Consider the following 16,396-nt stretch of genomic DNA (forward strand, 5'->3'; position numbering starts at 1 on the left):
CTGCTGGCGGGGATCGGGGCCTGAGCCGGCGCCGCGGCGCTACTGGAACGCCTTGCGGAACATGTAGGCCGCCAGCGCATACAGGATCACCGCGAACACCTTCTGCAGCCGGCGCACCGGCATCTTGTGCGCGGTGCGCGCGCCGAGCGGCGCCATGGTGACGCTGGCCAGCGCGATGATGGCCAGCGCCGGCAGGTAGACGAAGCCGAGCGACAGTTCCGGCAGCCCGGGCTCGCCCCAGCCGAACCAGATGTTCGACAGCGTGCCCGAAAGCGCGATCGGGAAGCCCAGCGCCGCGCTGGTGGCGACCGCATTGTGGATGCGCACCCCGCACCAGGTCATGAAGGGCACCGACACGAAACCGCCGCCGGCGCCGACGATGCCCGACAGCGTACCGATGACGCCCCCGGCCGCGAACATGCCCGGCTTGCCCGGCAGCGTGCGCGAGGCCGCCGGCTTTTTCCCGACCAGCATCTGGGTCGCCGAGAAGGCGACGAACACGCCGAAGAAGGCGGCCAGCACCGAGGCATCCATCTGCTTGCCGATCCAGGGTCCGACCCAGGACCCGACCAGGATGCCCGGCGCCAGCAGCTTCACCACGGGCCACAGCACCGCGCCGTGCTGGTGGTGCGCGCGCACCGAGGACAGCGACGTGAACAGGATGGTCGCGAGCGAGGTGGCGATCGCCATGTGGATGGTCAGCTCGGGCGCGAAGCCGCGCGCGGTGAAGATCATCGTGATGAAGGGGACCAGCACCATGCCGCCGCCGATGCCGAGCAGCCCGGCCGCGAAGCCGCCGAAGGTGCCCATCGCGAGCAGCGCCAGGATCAGGCCGATGTCCATCAGCGCTTCCCTTCCGGGTTTGCCCTGAGCATACCGACAATGGCGTTCCACTCGGCCTGGCTTACCGGCGACACCGACAGCCGGCTGCCCTTCTGCAGCAGCACCATGTCTTGCAGCGCGGGGATGCCGCGCAACTCGCTCAGCGGCAGGTAGCGCCCCGCTTCCACGGCGCGCACGTCGACCGAGATCCAGCGCGGTTCCTCGGGTTTCGCCTTGGGGTCGTGGTAGGGGGAGGATGGGTCGAACTGGCTCGCGTCCGGATACGGGCCGCTCGCCACTTCCGCGATGCCGGCCACGCCGGGCACCGCGCAACTCGAGTGGTAGAACAGGATGCCGTCACCCGCCGACATGGCGTCGCGCATGAAGTTACGCGCCTGGTAGTTGCGCACGCCGAACCAGGACACGGTCTTCTCCGGCGCGGCCAGCACGTCGTCGAAACTGACTTCGTCCGGCTCCGATTTCATCAACCAATAGCGCATCCCATCTCCACCAACGAAAACCAAAAAAAAGCGGCTGCGTACCGAAGTGCGCAACCGCTCGTGTGTGTAGCCCCGCCTGTGTCGTTATTGCCGGCATCCCGAACCAAAAGGCTCAAGGTGGTCGCAGTCAGCTCAATTTCGGGTTCGTCAGACTAGTGACGCTCGCGCCCACCAAGCATGTCCCACAACCTATGCGAAAGAATGGTTCAAGGAATATATGACAAATCTCGAACACCGCAGGGTAGAGCGCAGTTTACTCTGTTGGCCGAGCATGTCAACCGAATCCGAAACTTAAGACAGATTTTCCTGAGGCGCCAGGGCCTTGTCGAGGACGGTGTGCATCGCCTCCAGTTTCTGCTTGACTTCGAGGATCGACATGTCCGACAGCGGGCCCTGTGGCGACTTCACCGACAGGAATTCGGCCGCCACGCTCAGCGCCGCCATCACCGCGATGCGGTCGGTGCCCTTGACCTTGCCCGAGTCGCGCAAGGCGCACATCTTGCCGTCCAGGTAGCTGACCGCTTCGCGCAGGGTGCGCTCTTCGCCTTCGCGGCAGGCCAGGCGGTAATGCTGGCCCATGATGCTGCAATCCAGGTAAATCATTGCGTGCCCTCGTTCGATTCGCCGGTGTCCTCGTCAGGCGCGGGAGCCTCCGGCGCGGGGAACTGCTCGAGCAACGTTTCGACGCGGCGCTGGGCCTCGATCAAACGTTCCTTGAACGCGATGTTCTCGGCGCTCAGCAGGCTGTTGGCCTGGCGCAGCAGGTAATTCTCGGCACGCAGCGACTGGGACAGCTGGGCGAGCCGGTCGATTTTGTCGGAGAGGTCTTGAAATTCAGAAATCATTCGACACTATAGGACTGAGATGGTTTTTCCGTCAACCGAATCGCACGTCGATCCCGGGAAGGACGGCGTCCGGCCCGCGCAGGTCGTCCATGGCCATCGTTCGGCATCCGTGCGGCGCGCCGGCGCCATCCGGTGTAAGCTGCCCGGCTATTGTCCAGGACGCCACAACGGCTATTGTACAACCCATCCATTGTGTGTGTTTTCGCAAAAAAGTCGGTTCGGTCCCTCACATTCCCGCTTGAAATGGCTTGTTATCGTCCCTATAATCACGATGCGTTAGCACTCGGTAGCAGAGAGTGCTAACAAACAGCTGTTACCAAATTCCCAGGCCGCCGCCACCCGGCGGCGGTCATGAATAGCTAGTCAAACCACTGAAAAATAAGGAGTTTTGCATGAACCTTCGTCCTCTGCACGATCGCGTAATCGTGAAGCGTCTCGACCAGGAGACCAAGACTGCATCCGGCCTGATCATCCCAGATGCGGCCGCCGAGAAGCCTGACCAGGGCGAAATCCTGGCCATCGGCAACGGCAAGGTGCAGGAAAACGGCTCGGTTCGTCCGCTGGAAGTGAAGGTCGGTGACCGCGTCCTGTTCGGCAAGTACTCGGGCCAGGCCGTCAAGGTCGATGGCCAGGAACTGCTGGTCATGCGCGAAGAAGACATCATGGCCGTCGTGGCCCTGTAATCGGTCCCAGCTTTTCCGCATTCCTCCCGTAATACATTCACGAAATCATTCGGAGAACAGAACATGGCAGCTAAAGAAGTAGTATTCGGCGACGCAGCGCGCGCCAAGATGGTCGAAGGCGTCAACATCCTCGCCAACGCAGTCAAGGTCACCCTCGGCCCGAAAGGCCGCAACGTGGTGCTGGAGCGCTCGTTCGGCGCTCCGACCGTCACCAAGGACGGCGTCTCGGTCGCGAAAGAGATCGAACTGAAGGACAAGCTCCAGAACATGGGCGCGCAGATGGTCAAGGAAGTCGCTTCCAAGACCAGCGACAACGCCGGTGACGGCACCACCACCGCGACCGTGCTGGCGCAAGCCATCGTCCGCGAAGGCATGAAATTCGTTGCCGCCGGCATGAACCCGATGGACCTGAAGCGCGGCATCGACAAGGCCGTCGCCGCCACCGTCGAAGAACTGAAGAAGATCGCCAAGCCGACCACCACCTCGAAAGAGATCGCGCAAGTCGGCGCCATCTCGGCCAACTCGGAAACCTCGATCGGCGAGCGCATTGCTGAAGCAATGGAAAAAGTCGGCAAGGAAGGCGTCATCACCGTCGAAGACGGCAAGTCGCTGAACGACGAGCTGGACATCGTGGAAGGCATGCAGTTCGACCGCGGCTACCTGTCGCCGTACTTCATCAACAACCCGGACAAGCAGGTCGCCGTTCACGAGAACCCGTTCATCCTGCTGTGCGACAAGAAGATCTCGAACATCCGTGACCTGCTGCCGGTGCTGGAGCAAGTGGCCAAGGCCGGCCGTCCGCTGGTGATCGTCGCCGAAGACATCGAAGGCGAAGCGCTGGCGACCCTGGTGGTCAACAACATCCGTGGCATCCTGAAGACCGTCGCCGTCAAGGCCCCGGGCTTCGGCGACCGCCGCAAGGCCATGCTGGAAGACATCGCCATCCTGACCGGCGGCCAGGTGATCGCCGAAGAAGTCGGCATGACCCTGGAAAAGGTCACCCTGGAAGAGCTGGGCCAGGCCAAGCGCGTCGAAGTGGGCAAGGAAAACACCATCATCATCGACGGCGCCGGTTCGGCTGAATCGATCGAAGCGCGCGTCAAGATGGTCCGCGTCCAGATCGAAGAAGCGACCTCGGACTACGACCGCGAAAAACTGCAAGAGCGCGTGGCCAAGCTGGCCGGCGGCGTTGCCGTGATCCGCGTCGGTGCCGCCACCGAAGTCGAGATGAAAGAGAAGAAGGCACGCGTGGAAGACGCGCTGCACGCTACCCGCGCTGCCGTGGAAGAAGGCATCGTCCCGGGCGGCGGCGTGGCCCTGCTGCGCGCACGTTCGTCGATCGACATCAAGGGCGACAACCCTGACCAGGACGCAGGCATCAAGATCGTCCTGCGCGCCATGGAAGAGCCGCTGCGCATGATCGTCCAGAACGCCGGCGACGAGCCGTCGGTCGTGGTCGCAGCCGTCATCGCCGGCACCGGCAACTACGGCTACAACGCCGCCAACGGCACCTATGGCGACATGGTCGAAATGGGCGTGCTGGATCCGGCCAAGGTCACCCGTTCGGCCCTGCAGAACGCAGCGTCGATCGCCGGCCTGATGCTGACCACCGACTGCATGGTCTCGGAAGTCATCGAAGACAAGCCGGCCGGCGGCATGGGCGGCATGGGCGGTATGGGTGGCATGGGTGGCATGGACGGCATGATGTAATTTGCCACGACCTGTAAGGGGGACTTGGCGCCGGTTCTTCCGGCGCCGCCCTGTTCCGAAAAGCCTGCAAGGTTCGCGCCTTGCAGGCTTTTTCTTTTGGCCGGCGTGGCAGCCACCCATATTGCTGGGAGACACCGCCCGGTGTAGACTGCCCTGTCATTTCACGAGGCATCCCATGTTCCCTCCCGCCCCCGTCCGCCCTTCCCTGTCGCTGCTGGCCGCCGCCGTCCTGGTGGCGCTGGCGGCGGCCGGCTGCAAACGCGCCGAGCGCGAGGCGCCCAAGCCTGCCCCTGCCGCCGTCCAGGAAGCCCCGGCACAGACCAGGGAACAGGCCATGGCCGCCCTGCTCGCCCTGCCGGAACTGAAGGCCTGGTCCGGGCAGATCGAGAAGCGCTCGAAGGGCAAGGCCCACGGCGCGGTCATCGAGGACGATCCGACCCTGCGCGAGATCAACGGCAAGCAGTACTACCAGCTCAGTTTTGTCGAGAACCGCGCCGACGACGTGCGCCGCCGCGAGAGCTTCCTGGTCGCCCAGCAGGGCGACGAGATCCTGGTGGAAGACGCCGAGACCGACAGCCTCCAGAGCCTGCAGGACTGGCGCCGCAATATCGCGCGGGTGCGGCTCAAGAGCGCGGACTGATTTCTTTTCGTTCCACGAAATCCGCCTGCCGAGCATATCCATACTACGGCGCCGGATGGCATTGACGCGAACGCCACAGTGGCCGCCAAAGGGTTTGACTTTTTGCGCTGTAGAAACTTTAATGGCTGTTTTTTAATAACGAACAGACAGCCATGGCAGACTATATCGGCACCGACGCCAACGATTCCATCGACCAGGACAAGCTCGGCATTCCGGGCGGGACCAACATCTTCGGCGGCAAGGGCGACGACAACATCGTCGTCTCGTCCGGCACTGTCATCGGCGAACAGGGCAACGACACCATCACTTCCCTGCAGCCCTGGGCGGGGGTCGCCTACTGGAACTCGCCGGCCGGCATCAAGGTCAACCTGGCGACCGGCGTCGCACAGGACGGCTTCGGCACGGTCGACACGCTGATCAACGTCCACACGATCCAGGATTCGTCCCATAGCGACGAGATCACCGGCAGCAGCGCCAACGACGAATTCTGGCTCAGCGGCGGCTCGGACCGGGTGACCGGCGGCGGCGGCCAGGACACCGTCAAGTACTGGGAAGTCGCTCCCTCGGAAGTGAAGATCAGCTATTCGGCCGCCACCGACACCTTCACCGTGCTCAAGCAAGCCGCCGGCAAGACCGGCACCGACACGCTGCAAGGCGTCAATGCCATCGAGCTGCTGGGTCCGGACGGCACCACTGCCCGCTACACCCGCGACATGTTCGACGACAGCCAGGGCTTCCTGCGCCAGCAGGCGGTCGTGCCCTCGTTCGAGATGGGCGCGGTGAACCAGCTGCGCGCGGGCGACTTCAACGGCGACGGCGTGGCCGACATCCTGGTGACCCGCACCCGCGGCGACATGGGCGAGACCGCCGTGCCGCTGCAAATCCTGCTCGGCGACGGCAAGGGCGGTTTCACCGACCAGACCGCCAGCCTGTTCAAGGGCGGCGTGCCTTACGCGAATTTCGTGCCCCGCATTTTCGCGGCCGACTTCAACCGGGATGGCATCACCGACATCTTCACCCCCGATTTCGGCCTCGACAAGGCGCCTTTCCCGGGCGGACAGAATGGGCTGTTCCTGTCGAACCGGGCGAGCGGCCAGCTGGAGAACGTCACCGCCAGCCTGCCGCAGGCCCTGAAGCAGAACCACGGCACCGCGCTGGGCGACATCAACCGCGACGGCAACATCGATATCCTGGTCAATGCCCTGAACGAGACGACCGGCAACGCCAACCAGATCCTGATCAACGACGGCGCCGGCCGCTTCACGCCGATGCAGTCGCTGCTGCCGGCCGGCCTGCGCCAGCCTGGCTACGATGCCGGCAATACCTGGTCGATGCTGCGCGACCTGAACGGCGACGGCTGGGACGACATGGTGCTCGGCACCTGGGGACCCAACCCGAACCCGAGCCAGGTCCTGCTCAACGACGGCAAGGGCAGCTTCGCCAACGCGACCCCGATTGCCCTGCCCCGCCCCGGCGGCTTCCAGGAGGTCGTGATCGGCATCGAAACCATCGACCTGAACGGCGATGCCCTGCCCGACCTGATGCTGAGCACGACCAACGACGGCAGCCACGACGATTTCTACAAGCTGCCCTACCTGCAGCTGCTCGTCAACGAGGGCAACGGCAAGTTCCGCGACGAGACCGACCTGCGCCTGCCGCAGTCGAAGACCGTGGGCACGGAAACCGCCTGGTACTTCTCGGCCACCGCCGTGGACGTCGACGGCGACGGCTTCCAGGACATCGTGGTGGACGGCCAGAACGCCGGCTTCTCGCGCGTGTACATGAACGACGGCAGCGGCAAGTTCAGCATCGGCTGGACCGGCACGCCCAACCAGCACGTGCTGGCGATGGACGTGAACGGCGACGGCAAGACCGACCTGGTCGAAGCCACCTCGGCGGGCTTCTCGGTGCTCGTGAACAGCTTCGCCGACCGGATCGGCGCCAGCCAGGTCTACCGCTTCGGCGACAGCGGCGGCAAGGTGGTGGGCGGCGCCGCCAGCGAAACCATTTATGGCGGCAAGGGCGCCGACAAGGCCGACGGCGGCGCGGGACTGGACAAGATGGTCTACGGCGGCGCGCGCGCCGATTACAGCGTCAAGAAGGCGGCCGGCGGCTTCACCGTGAGCAGCGGCGGCGTGGTCGACACCCTGAGCAACATCGAGCGCCTGGTATTCAGCGACGGCGCCCTCGCCCTCGATACCGACGGCACCGGCGGCCAGGCCTACCGCGTCTACCAGGCCGCCTTCGCACGCACGCCCGACCTGGGTGGCCTCGGCTACTGGATGAACGTGATGGACGGCGGCGCCGCGCTCAAGACGGTGGCGGAAGGCTTCGTCGCATCGAGCGAGTTCAAGGATGCCTACGGCACCGCGCCCAGCAACCTCGAGATCGTCTCGCGCTTCTATGAGAACGTCCTGCAGCGTCCGGGCGAGAAGGCCGGCATCGACTGGTGGACCGGCATGCTGGATACGAAAACGCTGACCGTGGCCGAGGTGCTGGTCGGCTTCAGCGAAAGCGCCGAGAACAAGGCGGCACTGGCCGACCTGATCGCGAACGGCTTCGCCTACACGCCGTACGGCTGATCCATCGCCTGGACGGCGGGCGCCGTCCAGGCAAGCAATCAGCCATCCAGGTGCGAGATCAGCAGGCTGCGCGCGGCTTTCGCCTCGCCATGCTGCCCGTCCATCGAGATCCCGACCGCCAGGATGTCGATCAGCAGCAGCTGCAGGATGCGCGAGATCATCGACAGGAAGATGGTGCTGTCCTCGGCATGGTCCACCGCCAGGCAGACGCTGGCCTTGCGCGCCAGCGGCGACTGGCTGTTGCTGATCGCGATCACGTCGGCGCCGGCGGCGCGGGCGATCTCCACGGCCTCGAGCAGCTCGGCGATGCTGCCCGAATTCGACACCGCGATGACCACGTCGCCTGGCTGCAGCAGCTCGGCCGCCAGCTTGAACAGGTGCGAGTCGCCGTACAGCGAGGTCGGGATACGAAAGCGGAAGAACTTGTGCTGCCCGTCCAGCGCCACCGCGCGCGAATTGCCCATCGCGAAGAACTCGACGCGGCGCGCCCGGCTCACCAGTTCGATGGCGCGGTCGAGCGCACGCACATCGAGCTGGTCGCGGAAGCGCAGGATCGCCGACACCGTGTTGTCGATCACCTTGGCCGACAGATCGTGGGTGCTGTCGCTGATGCGCACCTGGCTGTGGCGCACCGGAATCGAACCGGTCAGGCTGCTCGCGAACTTGAGCTTGAAGTCAGCCAGGCCCTGGAAGCCGAGCGAGCGGCAGAAGCGGATCACGGTCGGCTGGCTCACATCGGCCAGGCGCGCGATCTCGGCGATCGGCTCGTTCAGCACCAGGCGTGGCTGTTCCAGCACCAGGCTTGCCACCCGCTGCTCGGCCGGGCTCAGGCCGTGGCGCAGTTGCTGGACGCGTTCCATCAGCGTGTTGGCGCCGCTGCGCCCGCGCAGGTGTTCGGCCAGGATGGTCGCCACGCCGTGCAAGGCCGGGTTGGGCGCGGTGATGACGTAGGTCGGGATGTCGGCCAGGTAGCTGGAAAAACGCCCCTTGGCCTCGAAGCGCGCGCGAAAAGGCGATGCGGCGAACCATTCGCCCATGCGCGGCACGATGCCGCCGCCGATGAAGATGCCACCAAAAGCGCCCAGCGTCACCGCCAGGTTGGCGGCGGCGGCGCCCAGCATGCCGCAGAAGCATTCCAGCACCTCGATGCAGAGCGGGTCTTGCTCGTCCAGCGCGCTGTTGAGGATGTCGGCGGCCTTGCGCGCCGGCGCGTCGACCCCGTTGCGCTCGGCCAGCGCGCGATGGATGATCTCCATGCCCGGCCCGGAGATCAGGCGTTCGTTCGAGACGTGCTGCCATTCGCGCCAGGCGGTCTGCAGGATCGCGAATTCGCGCTCGTCGGCCGGGGCGAAGTTGACGTGGCCGCCCTCGCTGCCCAGGGTAATGAAACCGTCGGCGGTCGGAATCACCCCCGACACGCCCAGGCCGGTGCCCGGCCCCAGCACGCCGATCACGGCGTTCGGCGCCGGCGCGCCCTGCCCCACCTGCATCAGGTCGTGCCGGGCAAAACCGGGAATGGCCATTGCCAGCGCGGTGAAGTCGTTGACGATCAGGAGCGTGGTCAAGCCCAGTTCGCGCCGCACGGCGTCGGTCGAGAACTCCCAGTCGCGGTTGGTCATGCGGACGAAGTCGCCGCTGATCGGGTTGGCCACGGCCAGCGCCGCGTGGTGCAGGCGCAGGCCGGCATGGTCGCGCAGGTAGTAGCGCAGCAGCGGGACGATGCCCTCGAAGTCTTCGCACTTGAGCACGCGCACCGCGCCGAACACGCCGGGTGCGCTCTGCAGTGCGAAGCGCGCGTGGGTGGCGCCGATATCGGCCAGCAGGCGCGGCCCGTCGGCAAACGCCGTCTGTGCCGACTTGTCCGCGAACGTGACGGCCGCCTGCCGGCTACCCATTATTTTGCGCGGCCCGCGATACTGCCGAACCAGGCGCCGTACGGCGGCAGGGTGACGCGTCCGCCGCTTGCGCTGCCCGCCAGGCCCTGGCCGTCGAGCGCCTTGGCATTGCCGCTTTCCGGCCAGTCGAAGCTGACCGGCTCGGCACCGAGGTTGAACGCGGCCAGCACGCTGTCCATGCCGTCCAGGTCGCGGCGCAGGGCCAGCACCGGCTCGGGCGCGTCGAAGAAGGCGATCTCGCCGCGGGTCAGTTGCGGCATGCTGCGGCGCCAGGCGATGAAGCGGCGCGCGAAGTTCAGCGGCGATTGCGCATCGGCCTCCTGCCGGTCGACCGCCACCGCGCCATGCGGTTCGGCCACGGGCAGCCAGGGCTTGGCGTCGGTGAAGCCGGCGTGCGGCGCGTCGCTCCGCCATGGCATCGGGGTACGGCAGCCGTCGCGGCCCTTGAACTCGGGCCAGAAAGTGATGCCGTACGGGTCCTGCAGCAGCTCGAAGGGCACCTCGGCTTCTTCCAGCGCCAGTTCTTCGCCCTGGTACAGGCAGGGCGTGCCCTTCAGCGACAGCTGCATCGCCAGCACCACCTTGGCCAGCGCGGGCGTCGGCTTGCCGTCGCCCCAGCGCGTCGCCACGCGGATCGCATCATGGTTGCTGACCGACCACGAGGCCCAGCCGTCCTTCACGCGCGCATTGAATTCCTCGACCTGGGTGCGGATGTGGGCGGCGGTGTGCACGGGCGTGAGCAGGTTGAAGCTGTAGGCCATGTGCAGCTTGTCGCCGCCTTCGGTGTACTCGGCCATCTGCGCCAGCGCGTCGTCCGAACTGACCTCGCCGATCGAGACCGCGCCGAATTCGTCCAGCTGGGCGCGCACGCGCTGCAGGAAGGCGATGTTCTCGGGCTGGGTCTTGTCGTGGATATGGGCCTGCATGCCGTAGGGGTTCACGTCCGTCACGGTCGAGGTGTCGCGCACCAGGGCCGGCGGGTTGCTGCGCAGCTGGCGATCGTGGAAGTGGAACACGCAGGCGTCCATGCGCACGCCGTCCACGCCGCGCTCCAGCCAGAAGCGCTGCGCATCCAGGTGGGCCTGCTGCACGTCCGGATTGTGGAAGTTCAGCTGCGGCTGGCTGGTAAGGAAGTTGTGCATGTAGTACTGCTTGCGGCGGGTGTCCCACTGCCAGGCCGAACCGCCGAATACCGACAGCCAGTTGTTCGGCGGGCAGCCGTCCGCGAGCGGGTCGGCCCACACGTACCAGCTTGATTTCGGGTTGTCGCGGCTCTTGCGGCTCTCGACGAACCAGGGATGGGTGTCGGCCGTGTGCGACATGACCTGGTCGATCATGATCTTCAGGCCCAGGCGGTGCGCCTTCGCGATCAGCCGGTCGAAGTCGTCCAGGGTGCCGAACATCGGATCGACGTCGCAGTAGTCGGCGATGTCGTAGCCGAAGTCCTTCATCGGCGACTTGAAGAAGGGCGACAGCCAGACGATGTCCACGCCCAGGCTGGCAATGTAATCGAGCTTGTCGGTGATGCCGGCCAGGTCGCCGATGCCGTCGCCATTGGTGTCGAGGAAGCTGCGCGGATACACCTGGTAGATGATGGCTTCTTTCCACCAGTTCGGGTTGTTGGTCTGCGAGATCTGGGTCATGGCGGGTCCGTCGGATGAGTACGCAATTCTAGGCAATATACAGGACGGTGGAAAAATTTACAACGTGATTGGATCAAACATTGGATTAATTAATCCTTTCCATTCAATGACTTACATTTTTTTCCGCTTAAATAAGGCGACATCGAAGTAGCTAAACTACGCATCATTTGTATCGCCTTTGTTTCACAGCCATATTTTTATTGCAAAATCACACCGCCTCGGCATAGCATCGCGTCTGTTTCGATTTTCCGGGAATGCCATGAACTCTCCAGCGACGCGTGAAATCAAGACTGCCGGGCGCCTGCCGCGGCAGATCCCCTACATCATCGCCAACGAAGGCTGCGAGCGCTTCAGCTTCTACGGGATGCGCAACATCCTGACGCCCTTCCTGATCTCGACGCTGCTGATCTTCCTGCCGGAGTCGATGCGCACCGGCGAAGCCAAGGACGTGTTCCATACCTTCGTGATCGGGGTGTATTTCTTTCCGCTGCTGGGCGGCTGGCTGGCCGACCGCTTCTTCGGCAAGTACAACACCATCCTCTGGCTCAGCCTCGTGTACGTGGCCGGCCATGCCTGCCTCGCCCTCTTCGAAGACAACGTCAAGGGCTTCTACTTCGGCCTGTTCCTGATCGCGCTCGGCTCGGGCGGCATCAAGCCGCTGGTGGCCTCGTTCATGGGCGACCAGTTCGACCAGACCAACAAGGACAAGGCGAAAGTCGTATTCGACGCCTTCTACTGGATCATCAACTTCGGCTCCTTCTTCGCCTCGCTGCTGATGCCGCTGTTCCTCAAGAACTACGGCCCGGCGGTGGCCTTCGGCATTCCGGGCATCCTGATGGCCATCGCCACCGTGGTGTTCTGGAGCGGCCGCAAGAAGTACGTCAACGTGCCGCCCAGCCCGAGCGACCCGCACTCGTTCATGAACGTGGCGCGCACTGCCCTGCTGGCGAAGCGGCCGGGGGCAGGCCGTCCGGGCCTGGTGGTAGCCCTGATCGGCGTGGCCGGGGCGATCGGTTCGCTGGCCATGGCGCCAAGCTGGGGCTTCGTCATCGCCGCCTGCACGGCCCTGGTGCTGCTGCTGGCCTTCGGCGGCATGGGAACCTCGATGCAGCTCGACCGTGCCCGCGGCGTGCACCCGGATGTCGCCGTGGACGGCGTGCGCGCCGTGCTGCGCATCCTGATCGTGTTCGCCCTCGTTACCCCATTCTGGTCGCTGTTCGACCAGAAGGCCTCGACCTGGATCGTGCAGGCCAAGGACATGCAAACCCAGGTGGACCTGCTCGGCTTCAGCTTCAGCGTGCTGCCGGCCCAGATGCAGGCGCTCAATCCGCTGCTGGTGATGCTGCTGATCCCCTTCAACAACGTCGTGGTGTTCCCGCTGCTGCGCAAGCTCGGCATCGAGCCGACCGCCCTGCGCCGCATGACCGCCGGCATCGCCCTGACGGCGCTGTCCTGGATCGCGGTCGGCTGGCTGCAGCTGCAGCTCGACGCCGGCGACACCGTGTCGATCGCCTGGCAGATCCTGCCCTACGCCCTGCTGACCCTGGGCGAGGTGCTGGTCTCGGCCACCGGCCTGGAGTTCGCCTACAGCCAGGCGCCGGCCGCGATGAAGGGCATCATCATGGCCCTGTGGTCGCTGGCCGTCACCGTCGGCAACCTGTGGGTGCTGATCGTGAATGCGGGCGTCAGGAACCCCGAGGTCATCGCCGGCATCGAAAGCTCGGGCGTGGGTTTGATGGCCTTCCAGATGTTCTTCTTCGCCGGCTTCGCCATGCTGGCGGCCCTGGCCTTCGGCCTGTACGCCAGGCGTTACAAGATGGTCGACCACTACCGCGCCTGATTGATCAACCCGATTGGCGGGTCACTGCTGCCTGCTCACTTTTACCGGCGTTCGCAATCCAGGCCGCCGGCCTGGATTGCCCCGCCCACCCTACCATGACCCGACTCCGATATGCCGCCCTCGCGGCGGCCGCTCTTGCCTCCTCCGCGCACGCCGCGGTTCCCCTCGCCACCTGCGACGACCCGTCCTTCCAGCAGGTGCTGAACGCTTCCAGCGCCGCGCTGGACGCCCGCGCCGTCTGGCTCGACCGGCGCCTACTGACCTGGCCCGGCGCGCAGGCCGGCGCCAACTTCCGCCTCTATCATTCGCGCACCGCATCGATCGTCGCCACGCCCGGCGCCAGGGTCACGGGCGCCGACGGGGCCCTGGCGCTCGAGGCTTCCGATGCCACGCTGCCGGTCCGCTTCAAGTACCTCGCTCCCGGCCCGGTGCTGTCGGTGCGCGCGCTCGATGCGCCGCGCCTGAAGGACCTGCACCGGGGCCAGCTGGTGCTGGTGCAGGAAGCGCCGGACGGCAGCGTGCGCGCCGCCACCCGCATCCAGGCCGCGGGCGCGCTCGACGACCTGTACGCCGCCGCCGGAAACCTGGCCGACCTGGGCGCCACGCCAAAGGCGCAGCGCACCGGCTTTCGCCTGTGGGCGCCGACCGCGCGCACGGCCGCCGTCTGCACCTACGACAGCGCCAGCGGCAAGGCCAGTGCGGTGCACGAGATGGCCTTCGACGCGCGTACCGGCGCCTGGAACGCGAGCGTCCCGCGCGACCTCTCGGGCAGCTATTACCGCTACGCGGTGGACGTGGCGGTGAACGGCGTGGGCCTGGTGCGCAACCTGGTCACCGATCCGTATTCGGTCAGCCTCGGCACCGACTCGAAACGCAGCTACATCGCCGACCTGGACGCGGCGCGCCTCAAGCCCAAGGGTTGGGACAGGACCCGCGCACCGGATACGGTCAAGGCGCAGACCGACATGGTCATCTACGAGCTGCACGTGCGCGACTTCTCGATCAACGACCCGAGCGTGCCGGAGGAAAAGCGCGGCAAGTACGCCGCCTTCGGCGAGGCGAATTCGAACGGCATGCGCCACCTGAAGGCCCTGGCCAAGGCCGGCCTGACCGACATCCACCTGCTGCCGGTGTATGACCTCGGCAGCGTGCCGGAAAAGGACTGCGCCGTGCCGGCACCAAGCGGCGCGCCCGACGGCGAGCGCCAGCAGGCGCTCACCCGCAAGACCGCCGACAGCGACTGCTTCAACTGGGGTTACGATCCCTACCACTACAATGCGCCGGAAGGCAGCTACGCCACCGATCCGGCGGACGGCGCGCGCCGCATCCTCGAATTGCGCCAGATGGTGATGGACCTGCACCGGGCCGGCCTGCGCGTGGGGCTCGATGTGGTCTACAACCATACTTTCATCGCCGGCCAGAACGAGAAGTCGGTGCTGGACCGCGTGGTGCCCGGCTATTACCACCGCCTGAACCCGCTGGGCGCGATCGAGCGCTCGACCTGCTGCGACAACACGGCCACCGAAAACATGATGATGGCCAAGCTGATGATCGATTCAAGCGAGCTGTGGACGCGCCATTACAAGATCGATTCCTTCCGCTTCGACCTGATGGGCCACCAGCCGCGCGCGGCGATGGAGCGCCTGCAGCGGCGGGTCGACAAGGCGGCCGGCCACCACGTGCAGCTGATCGGCGAGGGCTGGAACTTCGGCGAGGTCGCCGACGGAACCCGCTTCGTGCAGGCCTCGCAGCTGTCGCTGAACGGCTCGGGCATCGGCACCTTCAGCGACCGCGCGCGCGACGCCGTGCGCGGCGGCTCGGCCGGCGACGCGGGCGCGGCGATGGTGCGTCGCCAGGGCTACATCAATGGCCTGGTGTACGACCCGAATGCGGCCGCCAGGGCGGCGGACGGGGAACCCAAGGCGGCCGGCCTGCAGGACCTGATGAAGACGGCCGACATGATCCGCGTCGGCCTGGCCGGCTCGGTGCGCCCGTATGCCTTCCAGACCTTCGACGGCAAGCGGCGCAGGCTGGAAGACATCGCCTACGGCAACCAGCCGGCCGGCTATGCCAGCCAGCCGGGCGAGGTGGTGAACTACGTCGAGAACCACGACAACCAGACCCTGTTCGACATCAACGTGCTCAAGCTGCCGGTGGAGACCCCGGCCGCCGAGCGCGCCCGGGTGCAGGTGCTGGGCATGGCGATCAACGCCTTCAGCCAGGGCGTGGCCTACTATCACGCCGGCATCGACACGCTGCGCTCGAAGTCGCTCGACAAGAACAGCTTCAATTCGGGCGACTGGTTCAACCGCATCGACTGGACCTACCAGGACAACTACTTCGGCAGCGGCCTGCCGCAGCAGGACGACAACGGCAAGGACTGGCTGCTGCTCAAGCCCTACCTGGCCAATGCCGCGATCAAGCCGGCGCCGGCCGACATCGCCTTCGCCCGCGACGCCTTCCGCGACCTGCTGGCGATCCGCGCCAGCACGACGCTGCTGCGCCTGCGCTCGACCGAGGACATCGTGAACCGCCTGCGCTTCTTCAACACCGGACCGCAGCAACAGGCGACCGTGCTGGCGGCCTGGATCGACGGCAAGGGCTATCCGGGAGCGAAGTTCGCCGGCATCAGCTACCTGGTAAACGTGGACAAGGTGGCGCACACGGTGAGCGACGCCGGCATGCGCGGCAAGCGCCTGACCCTGCATCCGGTGCACCTGGCGACGGATGCGGCGGACGGGCGCGCGCGACAGGCACGCTTCGACAGCGCGAGCGGCAGCTTCACCGTGCCGCCGCGCACGGCGGTGGTGTTCGTAGCCGAATGAAGCAGCAGCCCGCTGGGCTCAACCCATCGGGCCGACCAGGCGGGCGATCTCCACCGCGCCCTTCTCGTCGAAGATCGGGCATTCCTCGGCGATGCCGACCGCCGCGTTGAAGTCGGCGGCGGCGATGACGCAATAACCCGACAGCGCGGCGCTGCTGAGCTTCGGACCGAGCAGGCGGCTCGGCACCTCGACGCTGCTGTGCGACATCGCGCCGCGGTCCACCAGTGCGGTGCCGAGCATCTCGAACCACTTGGCCCAGCGCTGCGGGTCGTGCTGCGGGCCTTCCGACTCGTCGACGGTCGATCCGCGGTAAACGATCAGGTATCGTTCCATGCCGGCTCCTCTGGTAATGTTCATTCAGACCTTAGCAGAAGCCTTGTGCGGACGACGCACAGCTCGGCGCCGGCCCGT

Annotated in this window: 13 protein-coding genes and 1 other RNA gene; 6 read left to right on the forward strand and 8 right to left on the reverse strand. The window is 65.9% G+C overall.

Annotated elements, in window-relative coordinates; all coding sequences use genetic code 11:
• Positions 1 to 39: 39 nt before the first annotated feature.
• The 5 genes from IM543_19725 to IM543_19745 form a co-directional block, all read right to left on the reverse strand.
• The gene (locus tag IM543_19725; GenBank protein ID QOY93745.1) at positions 40 to 843 is read right to left on the reverse strand and encodes a sulfite exporter TauE/SafE family protein; all 804 of its coding nucleotides are present in this window, start codon (positions 841 to 843) and stop codon (positions 40 to 42) included.
• A complete protein-coding gene (locus IM543_19730; protein ID QOY93746.1) occupies positions 843 to 1,322 on the reverse strand; it encodes an EVE domain-containing protein in 480 nt (159 codons plus the stop codon). Before IM543_19730 ends, IM543_19725 begins: the two co-directional genes overlap by 1 nt.
• 65 nt (positions 1,323 to 1,387) lie before the next feature.
• Positions 1,388 to 1,568: non-coding RNA, 6S RNA (ssrS, locus tag IM543_19735), on the reverse strand.
• Positions 1,569 to 1,613: 45 nt separating this feature from the next.
• Positions 1,614 to 1,925 (reverse strand): cell division protein ZapA, encoded by a 312-nt coding sequence (locus IM543_19740; protein QOY93747.1) that lies wholly within the window; start codon positions 1,923 to 1,925, stop codon positions 1,614 to 1,616.
• A complete protein-coding gene (locus IM543_19745) occupies positions 1,922 to 2,167 on the reverse strand; it encodes a hypothetical protein (protein ID QOY93748.1) in 246 nt (81 codons plus the stop codon). Before IM543_19745 ends, IM543_19740 begins: the two co-directional genes overlap by 4 nt.
• 392 nt (positions 2,168 to 2,559) lie before the next feature.
• On the opposite strand from IM543_19745, the gene groES reads away from it, so the two are divergent.
• The 4 genes from groES (at position 2,560) to IM543_19765 (ending at position 7,782) form a co-directional block, all read left to right on the forward strand.
• Positions 2,560 to 2,850 (forward strand): co-chaperone GroES, encoded by a 291-nt coding sequence (gene groES / locus IM543_19750; GenBank protein QOY93749.1) that lies wholly within the window; start codon positions 2,560 to 2,562, stop codon positions 2,848 to 2,850.
• A 63-nt stretch (positions 2,851 to 2,913) separates the two neighbouring features.
• Positions 2,914 to 4,560, forward strand: coding sequence for a chaperonin GroEL (gene groL, locus IM543_19755; protein ID QOY93750.1), 1,647 nt, complete (start codon positions 2,914 to 2,916; stop codon positions 4,558 to 4,560).
• 175 nt (positions 4,561 to 4,735) lie between these two features.
• The gene (locus IM543_19760; GenBank protein ID QOY93751.1) at positions 4,736 to 5,200 is read left to right on the forward strand and encodes a hypothetical protein; all 465 of its coding nucleotides are present in this window, start codon (positions 4,736 to 4,738) and stop codon (positions 5,198 to 5,200) included.
• Positions 5,201 to 5,352: 152 nt separating this feature from the next.
• Complete coding sequence (locus tag IM543_19765; protein QOY93752.1) at positions 5,353 to 7,782, forward strand: VCBS repeat-containing protein; 2,430 nt, start codon at positions 5,353 to 5,355, stop codon at positions 7,780 to 7,782.
• A gap of 38 nt (positions 7,783 to 7,820) precedes the next feature.
• Here IM543_19765 and IM543_19770 read toward each other — a convergent pair whose 3' ends face one another.
• Together IM543_19770 and IM543_19775 are read right to left on the reverse strand one after the other, a co-directional pair.
• Positions 7,821 to 9,677 (reverse strand): glucokinase, encoded by a 1,857-nt coding sequence (locus tag IM543_19770; protein ID QOY93753.1) that lies wholly within the window; start codon positions 9,675 to 9,677, stop codon positions 7,821 to 7,823.
• Positions 9,677 to 11,320: an alpha glucosidase gene (locus IM543_19775; protein QOY93754.1), complete on the reverse strand. Its 1,644-nt coding sequence runs from the start codon at positions 11,318 to 11,320 to the stop codon at positions 9,677 to 9,679. The genes IM543_19770 and IM543_19775 overlap by 1 nt, the downstream gene beginning before the upstream one ends.
• Before the next feature lie 259 nt (positions 11,321 to 11,579).
• Between IM543_19775 and IM543_19780 the strand changes: the two genes are divergently transcribed.
• Positions 11,580 to 13,160: a POT family MFS transporter gene (locus IM543_19780; protein ID QOY93755.1), complete on the forward strand. Its 1,581-nt coding sequence runs from the start codon at positions 11,580 to 11,582 to the stop codon at positions 13,158 to 13,160.
• Between the two features lie 95 nt (positions 13,161 to 13,255).
• Positions 13,256 to 15,985: a DUF3372 domain-containing protein gene (locus IM543_19785; GenBank protein ID QOY93756.1), complete on the forward strand. Its 2,730-nt coding sequence runs from the start codon at positions 13,256 to 13,258 to the stop codon at positions 15,983 to 15,985.
• An 18-nt stretch (positions 15,986 to 16,003) separates the two neighbouring features.
• Here IM543_19785 and IM543_19790 read toward each other — a convergent pair whose 3' ends face one another.
• Positions 16,004 to 16,318, reverse strand: a complete 315-nt coding sequence (locus IM543_19790; protein ID QOY93757.1) for a hypothetical protein — start codon at positions 16,316 to 16,318, stop codon at positions 16,004 to 16,006.
• Between the last annotated feature and the right edge of the window lie 78 nt (positions 16,319 to 16,396).

It is taken from the genome of Massilia sp. UMI-21, from assembly GCA_015277795.1.
Lineage (GTDB): Bacteria > Pseudomonadota > Gammaproteobacteria > Burkholderiales > Burkholderiaceae_D > Telluria.